The following is an 18950-nucleotide window of genomic DNA, read 5'->3' as shown; positions in this document are numbered from 1 at the left end:
TGCTGCCCACAATGCTTAGCTTAAATGCTCACGCAAATTTTGCCAAAGTGTTTACCCGATTCCTCAAAAGCAAACGCATCCGACAGCCTTTCAAGGGCAAATGTAGTATCAACCACAGGCTTAAAGTTCATGCATTCCAAGGCACTGACAAAGTCCCACTGGTCTTTGTTGCTTCCCACAATTACGCCAGTTAACCTAATTTGTTTTCGCATAAGGGTAGCCGTTGGAATATCACCCTTAATACCGGTTAATACACCAATAAGTATAATGCTGCCCCCTACTCTACACGCATGAATAGATTGCCCTAATGTCGCGGGCCCACCAACTTCAACCACGTGATCGACACCTTTTCCACCAGTCCATTTGGCAACGGTTTTGCCCCACTTTTCGTCTGTATTATAGTTAACCGTGAAATCTGCACCCAAGGCTTTTGCTTTCTCTAACTTTTCATCAGAGCTTGAGGTTATTGCCACTTTCGCTCCCATTGCTTTGGCAATTTGAAGCGCATAGATAGAAACACCACCCGTACCTAACAACAGAACCGTGTCTCCAGCTTTTAACCCGCCTTCTACAACCAAGGCTCGCCATGCGGTCAGCCCTGCCGTAGTAATAGTAGCCGCTTCTTCATGAGACCACCCGCTCGGTGCTTTAGTAAACCACTGCTGCGGTTTTACCACGACTTCTCTGGCATAACCGTCAATACCGTCGCCAGGTGTGCGACTAAAATCACCTACCGTAGGTGCGCCACTTAACCAGTCAGGGAAAAAGGTAGAAACCACATGGTCTCCTGGGGCAAATTGTGTAACGCCTTCCCCAACTTCTACCACTACGCCAGCGCCGTCAGACATAGGAATACGATCGCCCTCTGTGGGAATAGCGCCCGTCGCTACACTGTAATCATGATAATTTAGAGAGCTAGCATGGATCCTTACTTTAATTTCATCGTTGCCGACGACGGTTGGCTCTGCTTCGTCTGCGCAGTAAAGTGATGCTAATCCTTCACTGTTGTCTTTCAAACGCATTACTTTCATAAAATTTCCTTCCTGATTAGCAAGTGAAGATAGTTTAGGGGATGTTTACAATTGCGAGTACAAAATACCAATAGCGCTAAAAAACTCGCAACGCAACATGCGAACATAAGTAAATATGCTCTATGGTTTAATACAGAGATAAGGATATTGACGATTAATTAAAGGCGAGAGAAAAAATAAAAGCCCCTTGGCGAGCATAACGGCTATCACCAAGGGTAAAAGTGCGCAAAGGGTAGCGCTTAGGGAAAGTAAACAGTACAAATCTAAAAGTTAGCACAAGTCGTTATTTCAAGAGCTTGTTCAAGAACGTATTCAACAGCTTGTGCTCGAAAATTTAAGAGGCTACATCGATAACGATTTTGCCCATGGCTTTGCCGCTTGCTAAGCGCGCATGTGCATCACTTACTTGATCAAGGGTATACACCTCGCTATCCAGGATTGGGGTTAATGCACCTGCATCAACAATGTCGGTTATAGCGCGTAATATAGCGCCATGACTTTCACGCTTGTAGTCGTGGATCATAGGGATCAGCATGAATACCACATGTAAGCTCAAACCTCTGAAGTGCACAGGGCTCAAATCAGTTTCAATCAATGAAACAGTAGTCGCCACTTGACCGCATAGTTTTGCTGCTTCAAAAGAGTTCTGTAAATTGCCGCCACCCACAGAATCATAAATCACATCGAAACCTGCGCCATCGGTGTGCTTAGCAACATAATCAGCCACTTTTTCTGAGCGATAATCAATATAAGTAGCACCCAGCTTCTCAATAAGCGCGGCTTGCTCATCTGAGCCACCTGTAGCAAAAACGGTTGCACCAAAGTGACGGGCCATTTGGATAGCAAGGTGACCTACACCGCCAGCGCCGCCATGGACCAACACCGTTTGACCTTTTGCAGTTTGTGCGCGGGTTAATCCTTCATAAGCGGTGATCCCCACTAAAGGTAGCGCTGCCGCTGCACGCATAGATAGAGATTTAGGTTTTGGCGCAATCAAACGCACATCCGCTAGAATGAGCTCAGTTAATGTACCTTGCAAGTCAGCTAATCCACCCGCGCAACCGTAAACTTCATCACCTACATTAAAGTCTTCTACGCCTTCGCCTACAGATTCGATTGTTCCGGCGAAATCCATCCCTAAAACACCGCCTGGAAGTTTAGGGGAAAATGGTAGGTCTTGACCTATTTCACGGATCATGGTGTCTACAGTGTTTACGCTAGTTGCTGCAATACGCACAATGACGTGGCCCGCTTTAAGTCGTGGGGCATCTATTTCAGCCGCAGTAAATACTTCAGGTCCGCCAAATTCGTTAATAACCATTGCTTTCATGTGAGTTAGCCTCGTTGCGTTAAGTTCGAGACTAATAATAGACACTAGCCAGGCATATGATAATTAGGTTATAAACACATACAGTTTATAGATTTTATTGATAATCCATTATGAACATCGATCACCTTAAGCTTTTTGTACGTATCGCCAATACCAATAACATCAGTGTTGCTGGGCGTGAACTGAATGTTTCACCGGCCGTGGCTAGCGCTCACATTAATAAATTGGAAGAAAATTTGGGTGTGCGGCTTATTCACCGAACCACGCGAAAAGTGTCGTTAACCGATGAAGGAAAACTATTCTTACCTCATGCGGAAGAGGTGCTATCGAGTATTGAGATCGCTCAAGCCGCCGTTGGGGTTGGCTCACAAACGCCACAGGGCACATTGCGAGTAACCGCTCCAGCCTCTTTTGGTCGCCTACACTTAGTACCCGCTATGGAAGAATTCTTAGCCTCTTACCCTCAGCTAAATGTCGACTTTCGATTCAGCGACAGTATTTTAGATCTGATAGAAGGCGGGTTTGATGTAGCAATTCGTGACGCGGTGCTAAAAGACTCTAATCTGCATGCTAGGAAACTGGCCGATGACAAGCGAATTATTGTAGCGTCACCAGACTATATTAAGAAATATGGTGCGCCGAAAACCCCACAAGACATACCTCAACATGCTGCTGTAAATCTTATGGGTTTGGAAACATGGGAATTCGACACACCGCAGGGCGTAGTATCGATAAAACCTAAAACGCGAATTCGTATGGATAATGGTGAAGCAGTACGCGACGCTGCTATTGGTGGCAACGGCTTAACCCTCACGGCCACCTGGTGTAGCTACCCATATCTTGAAAGTGGTCAATTGGTTCAAGTCTTAAAAGATTACCCCCTAACCGCTGAGTGTGCACTGTGGGCTGTATATCCAAGCAACCGTTTATTAGCGCCCAAAGTGCGCGCCTTTATCGACTTTTTAAAAGAGCGGTATAGTGGTGAACCCTACTGGGATAAAGTGTTAAGAGAAGCGGGTCTTTAAAAAAAGCATAGAAAAGTCATAAAAAAACCACAGCAAGTAAACTGTGGTTTTTTGTCTATTCGAAGCCGTTAGTCTTAAATTTTACTAACTAAATACTTTTGCCTAACATACGTCGTAACGTGCCGTCTTTGTCCATAATGTGGTGTTTTAACGCACCGGCAACGTGAAGTACAACAGCACCAATCAATACATAGCCTAAATAATGATGCACAGTGCCGCCGAGTTTTGAAAGCTCGTAGTTTATTGGCAACGTTTTTTCAGGGTCTTCTACACTGAAATTTTGTGCGAATACCTCTAATCCAAACACAGATAAACCGTGGCCACCCAGTACCGAAGTCATAAGCCCTGATATTGGCATTAGCAGCGTGCTAAGAATAAGTACCCAATGAATCACTTTAGCTACGCCGTGTACTAACGCAGAGTAATCCCCTGCCGCTGTAGGCCAACCATTTTTCATTCGCCATGCCACCCTAGCTAATGCTAGGAATAGCACAATAAAGCCAAAAGATTTATGCCACGAAAATACCCAATAGGCATTTTGCTCTACCATATAGACACCTGAAGCCAGCATGCCAATTATGATTAAGCCAACAGTCCAGTGTAAAAATAGTGTGGTAGGTGAAAACTTTTGATGTGTATCGTACTGCATATTTTCCTCGGGCAACGCGACGGTTATTAACGCGATAGTTATTAATGTGCATCACTATAAAAGACATAGTGAAATTGCGCTCTTATATATTTCATATAGCCTTGCTACTTTTTACCGCAAATGCAATTGCGTTTTGCGCAACTTGCAAAGTAAAGCTCACGAGCCTTTTAGCTATTCTAAATTAAAATTCAACTTAGCACGGGAAAATTTGCTTGGGTATAGGGGGAAACGCCTATAAAGCGCCCCCCTCAGGTTGAAGACTAGGGCCAATTCCTTTTCGATTACAGTAAATATGCTAAAGGGGAAATGGCCAAAAAACGCCCTTACCCCCTAGCCCAAAAACGTATGTCGCGAAGCTGTTTGATAAACGCATCTGGCTTGATAGATTCGATATCCAAATAACCATCGTCCATTGCATCACCCAAACCTGCAGCTTTAATCAATGGCATGGCGTTCGCCGTGTAACCTACAAACTTCTGGTGAGCATGCGCATCTGAAACAAAATCTTTTGCTTCAGGTTTCATCGATAAAGATGTTGCGCCATCTTCTGAAAGTAATAATAGTACCGCGTCATAAAGCACTGATGGTCCACCATCAATCTTTTGATGCGCCGCAATATGTTTTCCTTCGCTGCATGTTACACCACCTACTTTAGGCGCCACTAACTCAAACATAGCCCCTTCAGCCATTAGGGAGTCGATAACATTTGAAAGCATATCGGCATCAATTCCATCAGACACAAGAATGCCTAATTTACGGCCTTTAAAAGTGCTAGGAGCATTTTTTAAGATACTAAGAGCGTCAGATACCGGTAAATCTTCTCTTGTAGGCATCGCTGCTTCAGCGGGTTCAGGCATTTCTAAAAAACCCAACTCTTGTGCAACGCTTTCGGCTAATGTTTTATCTACATTTAGCAAATGAGACACTACCCGCTCGCGAATAGCTAACCGTTCAACTTTTGACAGTTCGAACGCAAATGCATCACGCATATGTTTTTGCTCTGTTTCAGTTTGACTAATATAAAACTGACGTGCTTGGCTGTAATGGTCTGCAAAGGTTTCTGAGCGGTAGCGTGTTTTACTGCCTTCCATAGGCTCTGCATGTGATTGATAACCCGTCTCTGGGCACGCACGAGGGTTATTTTCATCGGCATCCCACGAATTTGGTTCGTAATTAGCGCGCCCTTTCGGGTTTTGCATTGCCATATGGCCGTCTTGTTGAAAATGGCGCATTGGGCATTTGGGTGCATTAATAGGAAGCTGCGTAAAGTTCGTGCTACCTAGCCGCTTTAACTGCGTATCTAAGTAGGAAAAGTTTCTGCCTTGCAACAAAGGATCATTGGTAAAGTCGATACCTGGCACTATGTTTTGGGTACAAAACGCCACTTGTTCCGTCTCTGCAAAAAAGTTATCAACCTCTTTATTAAGTACCATTTTGCCTACTATTTTCACAGGCACCTGTTCTTCAGGGATCAGTTTAGTCGCATCCAAAACATCGAATTCAAAACTGTCGGCAAAATCTTGGTCGAACACCTGAACGCCTAATTCCCACTCTGGGAAGTCACCTGCTTGTAAGGCATTCCACATATCTCGGCGGTGAAAATCAGGATCTGCGCCATTAATTTTAAGTGCTTCATTCCATACGACCGATTGTAAACCTTGCTTTGGCTTCCAATGGAATTTAACGTATTTCATCTCACCTTCTGCATTTATAAACTTGAAGGTATGCACACCGAAACCTTCCATAAATCGGAAAGACCGAGGTATTGCACGATCTGACATAGCCCACATCAACATATGTGTAGATTCTGGCGATAGACTGGTAAAGTCCCAAAAGTTGTCATGGGCAGTTTGCGCTTGAGGAAAGCCGCGATCAGGCTCTTGTTTTGCCGAATGAATAAGATCTGGGAACTTAATAGCATCTTGAATAAAAAATACAGGGATATTGTTTCCCACCAAATCCCAGTTACCCTGCTGAGTATAAAACTTCACGGCAAAGCCGCGCACATCTCGCGCTAAGTCAGGTGAACCTTTATTGCCCGCTACAGTAGAAAAGCGTGTGAATACAGGCGTTTTTTCGCCTTTACGCTGGAAAATATCTGCTGATGTAATATCTGATAATGATTCGTAAGTTTCAAAATAGCCGTGAGCGCCAAAGCCTCTAGCATGTACCACACGTTCAGGAATACGCTCGTGGTCGAAGTGAAAAATCTTTTCTCTAAGTACGTGATCTTCTAAAACAGTAGGCCCTCGTTGGCCAGCTTTAAGAGAATTTTGATCGTCGTGAATGGGGCAACCTTGCGCTGTTGTCATAGCTGGGTGTCCATTACCCGCGGTTTGATGTAACTCGCCGCCTTTCCCTTTTTGTCCTTGGTATTTAAACGATTCAGCCATTTCAGTTCCTTATAGAGATAACCTAATTGATTACGTTGTAATAACGGTCTAGGGTGAAACATTCATGTTTCAGAACTGAACGAAGCAAGGAGAATTCCATGTTAAATTATTAAATAAAATTAATGACTTAAGTTGAAACCGATTTATAGGCATTAGAGGAATTACAAGAAGAAGGAATATTTTACATACTCGCAAGGCAAGCAATGATAAGGATTAAAAATAGTACAAAGGCAAGATTGAAAAAATGAAATAGTGCCGAATAGGCAAAACACACCAGAGGACCTGATGTGTTCTACATGAAGATGCTAATGTTTGGAAATTATTAACTTAGGTGACAGGCAACAATAGATTCAATTGCATTAACCAATTGCTCTCTATTTGCTGAGTTTTCACCAAATGGATGTGCAGGCGCAAACTGATTGTTGTCGTTGTCAAAATATTCACCTTTTACGTTTGCAAACCTATCACTAAGAGCTGCTTCCACAAATATCTTCGCACCTATTGCTAAATCACCTCCGGCTACACCATAAGCTTCTTTCACCATTTTACTGCCTAACAAAGATTTAGGATTAACAGACACGAACAATGGCCCTGTTGCTGCGTATTTTTCGGCAAAAAAGCGTGTCCACATGGTTATAGCAAGCTTGCTTTGTGCGTATGCCATGCCGTCACTCATAGAAGGGCCTTGGCTTAGCAGATCAAAGTTAACGGGGGCTTGAGCCGCAGATGACACGTTAACTACACGGCCATCACTTGGCATAAGTGGCAACAAACGTTTAGTAATGATGAACGGCGCTATCGTATTTACCATGAAGCGTACGTCTAGTCCTGCGCTTGTCTCAATGTCGGGAGAATGAAACACACCCGCATTATTAATGATAACGTCAATGGCTGAAAAAGCGCCTGCCACATCAGTTGCAAATTTATCAACTGCTTGAAAGTCGCTTAAATCTGCCACGAACCCTGTCACCTTTATTGCAGGGTAATCGGCACCTAACATTTGCTCTACACGCTTTAACTTATCAGCACTTCTTCCGTGAATGATCAAATTGTGCCCTTCGTGAGCTAACAATTTTACGGTTTCAAGACCAATGCCGTCGGTCGCGCCTGTTACTAATATAGTTTTCATCCGTTTATTTCCTTTTTAATTTCGTAAAGTAGAGCGCGTTTGACTCGGTACTCATTTAGACTGCTAAAGCCTGAAAAACTGTTGAATCAAGACTACCTTTCTCTAACATGAATGATAATTATGCATTTTAAGAATTAGTTTCAACAAAAGATTGATAATGCCCCCGCCAAATGTGATTCACTTATATCTATAACGTAATATTTCTAAAAACCCGCTAGCCAGCGTTTTAAATTGTTTATAGACTGCAGGCATAATAATGAATATGCGACAGGTATAGGGTTGCCAGAGTGATATCACCGCTGGTTCAACATAAATACACAGTTTAGTTTTATAGGGTTCTCAAGTTAATGTCACAACAAAAAGTAGGTTTAGTGGGCTGGCGCGGTATGGTTGGCTCAGTGTTAATGCAGCGCATGCAAGAAGAGCAAGATTTCGCGCACATTGAACCCACATTTTTTACTACGTCTCAAAAAGGCCTTCCGGCGCCAGATTTTGCAGGTGCTAACGCTGGCGTACTAGAAGACGCATTCGATATTCAAGCGCTTGCGAAGCAAGATATTATCATTACCTGCCAAGGCGGTGATTACACCAAAGAAGTGTATTCTTCACTGCGCGACACCGGCTGGAATGGATACTGGATAGACGCAGCGTCAGCGCTTCGCATGGAAGACGATGCAGTCATTGTTTTAGATCCTGTAAACCGCAAAGAAATTGACGCTGGCGTTGAAAGCGGCATTCGCACTTTCGTAGGTGGAAACTGCACGGTATCGTTAATGTTGTTGGCACTAGGTGGCTTATTCGAAAAAGACTTGGTTGAGTGGGCTTCACCCATGACATACCAAGCTGCTTCTGGTTCTGGCGCTAAGCATATGCGCGAACTTATTAGCCAGATGGGTGCCATTCACACTAATGTAAAAGCAAATTTAGACAATCCAGCGTCTGCTATTTTAGACATCGATAAGCAAGTCGCTGAGTTTATCAGAAGCGATGATTACCCTTCTGAACAATTTGGCGTGCCGCTAGCAGGAAGCTTAATTCCTTACATTGATTCGCAGTTGCCATCTGGGCAAAGTCGTGAAGAATGGAAAGCGCAAGCTGAAGCCAACAAGATTATGGGTTTAACTGAGCAGCCTATTCCTATTGACGGCATTTGTGTGCGTGTAGGCGCTATGCGTTGTCATAGTCAGGCTATCACCATCAAATTAAAACAAGACTTGCAAGTTGAAGAGATTGAGCAAGTTCTTGCACAGCATAATGAGTGGGTGAAAGTGGTACCAAATGACCGTGATGACACCATGCAAGAACTCACGCCAGCGAAAGTGACCGGCACATTGTCTATTCCTGTAGGTCGAATTCGTAAATTGACCATGGGGCCTGAATATATTTCAGCCTTCACCGTGGGCGATCAACTGCTATGGGGTGCTGCCGAGCCGCTTAGAAGAATGCTGCGTATAGTTCTTGGTAAGGCTTAATAAATAATAGCGTAAACACCGCTAAAAATAAGTGACAGAGCCCAGCTTTTTCTAAGCTGGGCTTTTTTATACAGCGCTTTTTTATAAAGGGCTCTTTTATACAGATCATCTCTGGGCCAGCGTGAACATGCGCAGGCTTCTATTACTTTTCAGGCCACTACTCCTTTTCAGACCTCTATTCCTTTTCAGACCAAACCGCGAATTCATTGCCCCCAGGTTCTATAAAGTGAAATCGACAACCGCCTGGAAATTCAAAGATAGGCTTGTTCACATTGCCACCAGCTTTTTCTACCTTGCTTAAGGTTTGCCTAATGTCAGCGCTATAAAAAACTAATAACGCGCCGCCATTTGCTGTGGTGCTAGCGCGCTCAGCTTTAAAAAAGCCCCCGTCTAATCCTTGATTAGAAAATGCCGTGTATTCGGGGCCATAATCGGTAAACGCCCAACCAAATACAGTTTCGAAAAAGCGCTTAGTACTACTGATATCGAATGTACCGAACTCAACGTAGTTAAGCTTTTCGTGTGTTGCCATGATTTTTCCTCATCTATTCAGGTAGATATGGTGAATACTGTAGTGTTAGCGGCTAATATTCCGTATTATTAACACGTCAATGAATGTCATCTTCAATAATATAAAAGCCACATGGAAGTATTTAATGCAAGCTCCGGATTATTCAAACTACAGCCTTGCCGAACTTGAAGATGTGTTAGCCTACATCGACAAAGAGCAATACCCCTATAGAGTGTCTGCCGTGCTAAAGGAAATAGCCTTAAGACACCCCTTAACAAGTAAAACCGAAACGTCTCAGCATCAAGATAGTTCTCATCCTCAAAATACTGCCAATCACGACCCAGTATTGGCAGAAGATAGATACGATGACGAAGCATTGCATGCAAACTGGCTAATTCATTTTTGGAAAGGCCAAGTATCGTTACCTATCAGTTATTGGGTGGTTGGCATTTTAATAACACTTGGTGCACTTGCGCTAAGCTCATTTGTTGAACTTAAAATAGAAAGTGCATCATCGCGAGCTGAGCTTGGTATATACATGATGCTTTTGTACGTGGTGTTAACACCCGTGGTTATCTGGCAATCGGTTGGCATAATTCGCTCTGCCATCCGTCACCCTCATCGCGGTGGCTCTGCTGGTTGGGCAACAATGGCGATAATAATGACAGTAGTAGGAATGATAAATTTCACTGTAGATTTCTATCGGTCAGGGGTACCCATCATTACTGAAAGTATCTCTTTAATTGGCGCTGAATCCACCTATCCCCCTACCAAGTTTAGAGTTTTAAATAATGGCACCGAGCTAGAACTTTATGGCGGTATAGAAATTGGCTCCGAACTACTGCTGCTAGATGTACTGAAACAGAATGAAAACATAACAACAATACACTTACACAGTATTGGCGGAAGACTTATCGGCGCGACTCGTCTAGCTGCTGTAGTCAAAGAATATGGACTTAATACATTTGTGAAAACCTCGTGCTCTTCGGCATGCACTATTGTGTATTTAGCGGGAAAAGAAAGGCTATTGGGTGAAGACGGCGTGTTGCAGTTTCACGCTCCCGCATTAGGCGGCAAGTCTATGCATGACAACACAGAGTTAAGTTCCGCGTTTGACCAAGCGTATAAAGATGCCGATGTTCCAAATTGGTTTGCGAAAAAAATACGAAATACGCCGAATACTGAACTTTGGGCTCCTTCTCACAAAGAACTTTTACGAGCAGGTATTATCAGTAAAGTAGTGGACAGTAGCGCCTACGGGTTCAGTGGCTATGAAGACGAAAGCGAAATAAACACGCAAGCAGTAGAATCTGGTTTATTGACTCATGCCTACTTGGTTGCCATGAAAGACAAAGATCCAGATACCTACTATCGAATTGTCGCTATAAATGAAGAGGGTTTACGGGAAGGCGCTTCTATTAATGCTATTGCAACCCGAGCTCGAGCGGTGTTTGAAGCGAGGATTACGCATTATATCGCCCATGGTAGTGATGCTGACATCGTTGATTATTGGCATGTAATGATAAAACAAATGCAAGAACTTCAAGGGCAATATCCCCTTGCCTGCGCCGCATTTGTGTATCCCGAAGAGGTGCCACTAGAACACCATGCTGGGAATGAAGCTCAGCTATCGAGCGAAGTAAAGGCACTTGAGCTTGAGGTTATAGCAAAGCTTATTGCTCATCAGCAGGTAAGCCCCTCTTTGTATTCTGACGAGGAAAGTGATGACATCATCACGAATTTAGTTAAAGGCATGAAGGATAGCAGTAAGGCACATTTTGAGGTGGTAGCAGCACCTAAAGATTTTCTCGAGTCACCAGATATTATGTGTAGCGCTGCCATAGAAATTCAGCAGCGATTTATTGATTTTGAAATCCAAAATGCGGCTAAATTACTAAGAACTATTAGTGCTCAGTAATTAATTTATATATCAGTAGCTAATAGCTACATCGACAACGGATTTAAAGATGAAAAAGTTATGGCTTGTTCTTGGCTTCTTAGTACTGACAGGGTGCTCGTCTAAGCTTGCATACAATAACCTCGATTGGCTTATTTATTGGTACATGGACGATTATGTAGAGCTTAACGATTCACAAGAAGCTATTTTCGATATTAAGCTTGAAGGGTGGATTGATTGGCACAGAGAAGAACAATTGGCTTTATATTTGGCCCAACTAGAGCAGATAACCGAAGATATAAAACAAGATAAGTTAAACAAAGCTGTTATTGCCAATCATCTAAATCAGGCTAATGAGCACGTAATGACATTACGTTCGAAAATAGCGCCTGAGTTAGCAGAACTCGCTTCCCGCTTAAGTGACGACCAAGTTATTTATTTGTTTGCTGCAATTCAAAAAGAAAATAAAGAAGAGCAAGAAGAGCTTGATGAGTACGACTCAATGTCTGACAGCGAAAGGCTTGAAAAGTTAATTGAGAATTTCGAAGAAGGTTTTGAAGACAGTGTAGGTGACTTAACTGACGAGCAAAAAACGATGATAGCGAATGCCGCACCTCACTTCGCCCGTACCCGTGGAAACTGGCTTGAATACCGCATAACCATGCAGAATGAAGCGCGCCGACTGTTTGCAAGCAGACAAAATACAGAAGCCTTTCAACAAAAGCTAACCCACCTACTTACTCACCCTGATGACTACCGCACCGAAGAGTACCTAGCACGCAGAAAGGCTAACAGAGAAGCATATTTATCGTTGGCCGATGAGTTGGTAAAGACAATGACCGCTAAGCAGAAGTCACACTTGTTGAAAAAGCTCAACAAGATTATTGACGATATTAACGACCTTCAAGACGATTAAAAGCGATAGACTAGCTAGCAGCTATCGCTTGTTGTAGGGTGGCTGCAGTCAATCTTGGTGCCCCTTCTCTTGCGCTTTCAGCTGCTTTAATGAGTTTGACTATTGCGGTATTAGCGGGGGTACTCACTTGATGCGCTTCACCTAAAGCAACAATTTCGCCATTTAGGTAATCGACCTCTGTTTTTCTATTCAGCGCTAAGTCCTCATACATAGATGAACGTGCCTGAGGGTCAATTTTTAACGTTGCAGCAGCTACCTTTTTAAACAAAAAATTAGGCAATGACATAATATAAGGCATAAGTTTAGGAACGACCTTGCCTGTTTTAGCCGGTTCAATACCAGCCGTTTTCATTGCGACTAACGCTTCTTTTAGCACAACCGCCATTACTTTTCGGTATTCGTTGTCGTGCAATTGCTCAAGTAGTGGTTTGCCTGAAAGTGCATTAACGGCGTTATTTAAATTCATGAGCAGCTTACCCCACTGCACACTAGATAAATCCTTATACACCTGAACAGGCAAGTCGGCCATGTCAAACAGGCCGACTAAGTCTTCCGCTTTCCCGGCTTTATCTTCAATACACAAATTGCCTTCTGTACCGCAGTGAAAATGCCCGTCGCCCTGCCCTAGCACGTTAAAGGGAACCATGCCTTTCATGACGGTATAATTCGGTAAGCATTCTGATAGTACCTGTGCGTTTCTTACGCCGTTTTGAAAGCTGATAACAATCGGATTAGTTTTCTGTAGAAGGCTATTGCCATATTGCGCAATAAGCAACGCAGCCTCTTGAGTATCACCGCTTTTTACGCACACTAAAATGTAATCAGCATTCTCCATTACCTCGGCACTTTTAGTAAAATTAACGGCGTCCGGTTTAAGCTTTGTATTCCTACCCCGCCAATCGGTTAACGTTAAGCCGCTCTTCCCGATTTGTTCTTTTAGCCTTGCACGGCCAATTAAGGTGACATTCGCGCCAACAGACAGCAAACAGCCTCCTAAATAACATCCGATGCTCCCAGCGCCTAACATGACGATATTCGCTTTGTTTGCTGTCTTTATTTTGCTCATGCTATTACCCACTGCCAGATTTAAATACGTCTAAATACGGCAAGATTTCGCGTTAAATAAACGTCATCATTTAGTTAGCTGCAGACGCTTCTTTACTTTTCAAATGCGCAATTTCATGTTTAACCGTAAACCCGATTAACACAATGGCACAAATACACCCACCTGTGAGTAGTACGAATCCGCCATTCCAACCGAAGTAATCGACGGTAAAACCTAAGGCAATATTGGCGATAACGGCACCACCAAGATACCCAAACAGTCCCGTTAATCCGGCTGCCGTGCCAGCGGCTTTCTTTGGCACCAATTCTAGCGCGTATAAACCTATCAACATAACAGGCCCATAGATTAAAAAGCCAATAGCCATTAGCGCAGCCATATCTATGGATGGGTTTCCAGCAGGGTTAAACCAATATACAAGAACGGCGACTAATACGAGCACCATGTACAAAATAGCAGCGGGTGAACGACGGCCTTTAAACCATTTGTCGCTAATGTAACCGCATAACAGCGTACCTGGAATGCCCGCCCACTCATACAACAAGTACGCCCAAGAACTATGCTCGAATGAGAAGTCTTTTACTTCTGACAAGTACAGCGGCGCCCAATCTAAAACGCCATATCGAATGAGATACACAAACGCATTGGCAATAGCGATAAACCACAGGAGTTTGTTGTTCAATACGTAGGTAACAAATATTTCTTTAGCACTGAGTTCTTGCTCATGTTTTTCTTCATAATCGAGAGGATAGTCGTTGCGATGTTCTTCAATAGGTGGCAAACCACAACTTTGCGGTGTATCTCGTAAGGTTAAAAATACAAAACCGGCGATTAATGCAGCGAAGGCTGCGGGTACATAAAAAGCGCTACGCCAATCATTAAACCACGCCATTCCCAAGATAAATAAAGGGCCAATGAGTCCGCCGCCAACGTTATGCGCAATATTCCAAACCGAAACAACTTGTCCTCGTTCATTCCCCGAGTACCAATGTACGATAGTACGGCCACAGGCGGGCCACCCCATACCTTGCACCCAACCGTTAATAAAAAGCAGCAGAAAAATAATTGCTATGCTCTGGGTTGCCCATGGCACAAAACCAAAAATAAACATGACCAAGGAAGACAGTAATAGCCCTGTCATTAAAAAGTATCTGGGGTTGCTTCTATCAGAAACATTGCCCATTAAAAATTTACTTAACCCGTAGGCAATAGAGACTGCAGACAGCGCAAAACCTAACTCACCTTTTGTGAAGCCTTGCTCTTCAATTAAATAAGGCATGGCCAGTGAAAAGTTCTTTCTAACAAGGTAGTAACCCGCATAGCCGACAAAGATACTGAGGAATATCTGCCATCTAAGCTTTTTATAAACTGGATCTATTTCTTGTTCTTGTAACCGAGTTTTATGTGCTGCAGGCTTGAAAAAACCAATCATATAAAGCTTCCAACTATCTGGCGATGAACTATTTTTTGTGGTCGTATTCTGCTTTTAGAAAGTTAAGAAGACAAGCATATATGTTAATTATTCATCGGAAGCCCGATATTGCAGGTTCGGTGGTCATGCTACGTGGCGACTTGTGGGCTATCATGCCTTTGTTACGAAGATGACTTATTGTCATACTAGGCTAAGGGTTACCTAAAACGGCTTTTAAAAAGAACACGTAGAAATGCTTGAGCAAATATCAATAAAACTTAAAACATTAGACTAAAGGCTAAATTTCAAATGGCGCGGTGGATAATTATCCTAAATTCAAGACATAACGTGTTAAGTCTGCTAATTTGCAAAGACTGAATTTAGTTCGTTGATGTTAGTTCAAGCCTAGCAGTCACCTAACAAGACGTAAGAAAATACTGTGCTATCCATTACCCAATTTTCTCTTAGAGTTCTAACAATAGTTGGCCTTAGTATATTTAGCCATGTGGCGTATGCCAATGTATTGACTGAACTTGAGTCGTTGAATTCACGGGTTAAAACTGAAAGCCCCATGCCCATTGGCGAAGTGATATCGACGCTGGAAACACGATTACTCACCCCTGACTTCACCTCGTTTGAAAAAACTAAAATAGCCGTTAGCTACATTCAACTTAAGCTCAAATTACATCACACCGCCCCTGATGATGTGATGACTATTCTAGAATCTTTAGTCACTGAAACGGAAGATGGTTTAATCATTAAATTGGGGCTGGCCAGAATGGTAGGCATCAATGCTAATTATGACCGGTCATATCAGTTGTTCGGTGAAGTCATACAATCTCCTGCTGCCAGTTCTTCTGTTAAGGCTATAGCAATTGCGTATCTCATCCTTTCATACAATGAAGGGCAAGTTTTCGCATCAAGCGCTAACTTATTAAATACGCTTAACGAACTGGTTCATGAAAATAACCTCACTTATGCCACGGCCCTGTATCACTATATAGCTGCTGATTATTATCACTCGGTAAAGTCTTTTGATATTGCCTTTGAGTATTATGAGAAGTCGTTAGCAGAGTCAAAAGCCCTCAATGAATGGCCGCTTGTTAGTGACAACCTGTACGCCATAGGCATTTTATTTAGAAATATGGGCAACTTCGATAAAGCGATTACCTACTTTAAGCAAACCATTGAATCTGACAGAAAGATAGACATTAATTACGCAGAATACATCGCCTTATATGGAATGGCGTCTACTTATTTTCGAACTGACAATATTGAAGAAGCGTTGAAGCTGGCTGAAACGGTCACTTCTCACCCACTTACCACCTCTTTTTACGATAGCGAAATTTATAGATTAAAAGCGAAGGCGTTGATGGAACGGGGACGTTTAAGCGAAGCGAGAGTGGCCCTTGATAAATCTCGCAGCACCTATGACGACTACCGCGTGGGTGAAAAGACCACATGGCGGGCAGAACTTGAAAAGCTCGCCTCACAAATTAGCGCCAAAGAAGGTGATTTTGAAACGGCGTACAAGGAATACGAGGTTTACCATAACGAATACCTTGAAGCTAAAAAGTACGAAGATTTAGAGCTATTAGAGAGCGCAAATTTAGTTTACGAAATAGAGCAGCAAAAAGAAAAAACCACACTATTAGAAAAAGAAAACCGCGCTATTTCTGAACTGCTTGACGCTAGGGAAGCTGCTCAGCAAACGCAAAAGCTCTTCACCCGCTGGCTCGTGATTTTTATTGCATTAACCCTTGTCACCTTGGTTATTATTTTAATTTTGCTTAAAAAAGCACGCAAGACCAATGCACTTTATATATCAGCGAAGGAAAAAGCCGAACTTCACAGCAGGCTTAAAACAGAGTTCATTTCTAACATAAGCCACGAAATTAGAACCCCTTTGAACGCTATCATTGGTTTTGGGCAAGTACTGACTGACAAACTAGAAGATAAACAAACTAAAAAGCTCACCAGCCAAATTGTCAATTCATCTGAAATGCTTCTGCAACTTATTAATGACTTACTGGACTTCTCTAAAATTGAAGCGGGTAAGCTAGCGCTAGATTACGGACCGTATAACTTACGTCAAAGCATAAGAAAGCTACTTGATATATTCCACGCGCAAGCAAGCAACAAGGGATTAACGATTAAGCTAAATATCGATAAAGAGCTTCCTAAAGAGATGATTTTTGACGAACTTAGGCTTAAACAAGTACTTGCTAACTTGATTAGCAACGCCATTAAATTTTCAAGTGCTGGGGATATAGAAATAGGTATTAAGGTTAAACAGAAAGACAACACCCACTGCTTGTTCGACGTATGGGTTCAGGACAACGGCATCGGTATTAGTGAGTCTCAACAAGAAAACTTGTTTCAACCCTTCATTCAAGCTGAAAGCTCAACGGCACGAAAGTATGGAGGCTCAGGCCTAGGCTTAAATATTTGCAATAAATTATTAGAGCAAATGAGCTCTAAACTTCACGTTGTTAGCGCCATTGGACAAGGTTCACGCTTTTACTTTACTTTGGAATTTTGTCATTCAATAGGTGAAGAATACATTCAGAACCCAGAAGCCGAACAACTCATTACCCAGTTCCAAAAAACACGCGTGCTATTGGCCGAAGACAATGACATAAACGTTGAAGTTATAATGGCAATGCTAAACGCCACAAATCTACAAATAATTCGTGCTGCTAACGGAAACGACGCTATTTACACGTTATCTCAACAATCATTTGATATTATTTTGATGGATATTCAAATGCCAGAAATGGATGGGTACGAGGCCACTCGGGTCATACGCCATCAAATGAACGGTACCTTACCTATTATTGCGTTAACAGCAAATGCTATGCAGCAAGATATTGACGCCTGTTTAAATGCAGGCATGAACGACCATGTCAGCAAGCCTATTCGAAAAGAAAAGCTGCTTGAAGTGTTGAATAAATACCTCAACCCTTAAAAAGGTATTCACCTCTATTTATATACCACCCACAATTTCTGAAGTGCGCTCTGTACCATGTTAAAAGACTAATACCGAACAAGGGTTCTCGTTTCAATACTCTTTCGTGGTTTCGTCACAGCAGTATCGCCTTCCATATCGAGTGCGCTATGCGCCAAATGTGGCCTTCCACGGTTATCATAGATATTAAATATAATCGCTTCTTCGGGTGTCATATCAGATTGATAGAACCATTCGTGGGTTCTATTTTCCGCTACCCCTAATATTTGACCTTTGCGATCGGGGTATTCCAATTCGATGTTCATCCAGTCATCTTCTTGCATCGAGCGTGGGCAGATAAACCCTAAAGGGGATGAAGGTATCGTGTATTCCACTGGGCGCCATACATTAACAAACCCAAAATGCCCTTGCTGAAACTCTTGCGCTTTTTGGGCACCTAAAATATCCAACAAACGCTTTTCTACCCCACCTTCACTATAGTCATTGTGAACGTTGCGGGCAGGTCTTCGTGTTGCATTTGGGTCGTCGATTCGTACTGTGTGGTCGAATACAATGACTTCTTTTGCTTTTATCTGTTGCTGCAGAATGGCAGTAAGCTCACTTTCATAGTCACTCGCCCACGCTTCAGACTCATCGAACCCATGTACCTTTGTTGGTGCGTTTATAAAAGTGATCCCATCTTTATTGAAATTCACTGAATAGTTTTTTTTTCGTATATCAGTAACCGGCACTTTGACTGAAATTAATTCAGGCGAAATCAAATTCCCAACAACGCCATTAACATCGAAATGAAATGCCTGAACTTCGTTACTTTTCACATGATAGTTTACTGTGGCTATAGCCATATAAAGCACTCCTTAAAAAATGGTATAGGTTTCCCCGATGCGAGGGAATATAGTTTTTTAAGGACAAGAGATAAATGGGATACAGGTATAAACAGAATTTTGAAAATGAAGATAATAGTCAATCACAATGGCTGATAAATCATTTGTGATGACAGCAACCGCTTTGAGGCCGAGCTTTTGAAAGTATTTAACCAGTCTTTACATTTCGTCAATGGCGAGCGTTGCGAGTTTACTTTATGATCTTTACATTACTAGCATCACTGCTTTTTTCATTGATACTCAGTAGGCGAGGAACGGCTCGCATTATTTA

Annotated in this window: 14 protein-coding genes; 5 read left to right on the top strand and 9 right to left on the bottom strand. The window is 42.7% G+C overall.

From position 1 onward, the window contains the following. Positions 1 to 20: 20 nt before the first annotated feature. Together AAC006_RS12285 and AAC006_RS12280 are read right to left on the bottom strand one after the other, a co-directional pair. Positions 21 to 1031: an NAD(P)-dependent alcohol dehydrogenase gene (locus tag AAC006_RS12285; RefSeq protein ID WP_013784838.1), complete on the bottom strand. Its 1011-nt coding sequence runs from the start codon at positions 1029 to 1031 to the stop codon at positions 21 to 23. 334 nt (positions 1032 to 1365) lie between these two features. Next, a complete protein-coding gene (locus AAC006_RS12280; RefSeq protein ID WP_126873967.1) occupies positions 1366 to 2361 on the bottom strand; it encodes a zinc-dependent alcohol dehydrogenase family protein in 996 nt (331 codons plus the stop codon). Between the two features lie 110 nt (positions 2362 to 2471). On the opposite strand from AAC006_RS12280, the gene AAC006_RS12275 reads away from it, so the two are divergent. Next, entirely contained in the window at positions 2472 to 3386 is a 915-nt protein-coding gene (locus tag AAC006_RS12275; protein ID WP_126873968.1) for a LysR family transcriptional regulator, read from the top strand. Between the two features lie 88 nt (positions 3387 to 3474). Here the strand turns inward: AAC006_RS12275 and AAC006_RS12270 are convergent, their stop codons facing one another. The 3 genes from AAC006_RS12270 to AAC006_RS12260 all read right to left on the bottom strand — a co-directional run bounded on the left by AAC006_RS12270 (position 3475) and on the right by AAC006_RS12260 (position 7557). Beyond that, positions 3475 to 4035 carry a cytochrome b gene (locus tag AAC006_RS12270; protein WP_013784841.1) on the bottom strand — a complete coding sequence of 187 codons (561 nt, stop codon included), beginning with the start codon at positions 4033 to 4035 and terminating at the stop codon, positions 3475 to 3477. A 323-nt stretch (positions 4036 to 4358) separates the two neighbouring features. Then, positions 4359 to 6428, bottom strand: a complete 2070-nt coding sequence (locus AAC006_RS12265; RefSeq protein ID WP_126873969.1) for a catalase — start codon at positions 6426 to 6428, stop codon at positions 4359 to 4361. Positions 6429 to 6750: 322 nt separating this feature from the next. Beyond that, on the bottom strand, positions 6751 to 7557 hold the full coding sequence (locus tag AAC006_RS12260) for an SDR family NAD(P)-dependent oxidoreductase (RefSeq protein ID WP_126873970.1): 807 nt from the start codon (positions 7555 to 7557) through the stop codon (positions 6751 to 6753). Between the two features lie 347 nt (positions 7558 to 7904). Between AAC006_RS12260 and asd the strand changes: the two genes are divergently transcribed. Next, positions 7905 to 9029 (top strand): aspartate-semialdehyde dehydrogenase, encoded by a 1125-nt coding sequence (gene asd / locus AAC006_RS12255; protein WP_126873971.1) that lies wholly within the window; start codon positions 7905 to 7907, stop codon positions 9027 to 9029. 175 nt (positions 9030 to 9204) lie between these two features. Here the strand turns inward: asd and AAC006_RS12250 are convergent, their stop codons facing one another. Next, positions 9205 to 9561 carry a VOC family protein gene (locus tag AAC006_RS12250; RefSeq protein ID WP_126873972.1) on the bottom strand — a complete coding sequence of 119 codons (357 nt, stop codon included), beginning with the start codon at positions 9559 to 9561 and terminating at the stop codon, positions 9205 to 9207. Between the two features lie 124 nt (positions 9562 to 9685). Here AAC006_RS12250 and AAC006_RS12245 point away from each other — a divergent pair, with 124 nt between their 5' ends. Continuing rightward, entirely contained in the window at positions 9686 to 11458 is a 1773-nt protein-coding gene (locus AAC006_RS12245; protein WP_126873973.1) for a hypothetical protein, read from the top strand. 49 nt (positions 11459 to 11507) lie between these two features. Further along, positions 11508 to 12353: a DUF6279 family lipoprotein gene (locus AAC006_RS12240; protein WP_126873974.1), complete on the top strand. Its 846-nt coding sequence runs from the start codon at positions 11508 to 11510 to the stop codon at positions 12351 to 12353. A gap of 10 nt (positions 12354 to 12363) precedes the next feature. On the opposite strand, the gene AAC006_RS12235 is transcribed toward AAC006_RS12240, so the two are convergent. Together AAC006_RS12235 and glpT are read right to left on the bottom strand one after the other, a co-directional pair. Continuing rightward, entirely contained in the window at positions 12364 to 13419 is a 1056-nt protein-coding gene (locus AAC006_RS12235; protein WP_126873975.1) for a 2-dehydropantoate 2-reductase, read from the bottom strand. Between the two features lie 70 nt (positions 13420 to 13489). Beyond that, on the bottom strand, positions 13490 to 14848 hold the full coding sequence (gene glpT, locus AAC006_RS12230; protein WP_126873976.1) for a glycerol-3-phosphate transporter: 1359 nt from the start codon (positions 14846 to 14848) through the stop codon (positions 13490 to 13492). A 418-nt stretch (positions 14849 to 15266) separates the two neighbouring features. Here glpT and AAC006_RS12225 point away from each other — a divergent pair, with 418 nt between their 5' ends. Next, complete coding sequence (locus tag AAC006_RS12225) at positions 15267 to 17795, top strand: ATP-binding protein (protein WP_260563900.1); 2529 nt, start codon at positions 15267 to 15269, stop codon at positions 17793 to 17795. A 68-nt stretch (positions 17796 to 17863) separates the two neighbouring features. On the opposite strand, the gene AAC006_RS12220 is transcribed toward AAC006_RS12225, so the two are convergent. Then, on the bottom strand, positions 17864 to 18640 hold the full coding sequence (locus tag AAC006_RS12220; RefSeq protein ID WP_126873978.1) for a CmcJ/NvfI family oxidoreductase: 777 nt from the start codon (positions 18638 to 18640) through the stop codon (positions 17864 to 17866). Positions 18641 to 18950: the final 310 nt, after the last annotated feature.

The sequence above is a fragment of the uncultured Alteromonas sp. genome (assembly GCF_963976965.1).
GTDB classification, from domain to species: domain Bacteria; phylum Pseudomonadota; class Gammaproteobacteria; order Enterobacterales; family Alteromonadaceae; genus Alteromonas; species Alteromonas naphthalenivorans.
This window is presented reverse-complemented; position numbering and strand designations above follow the sequence as displayed.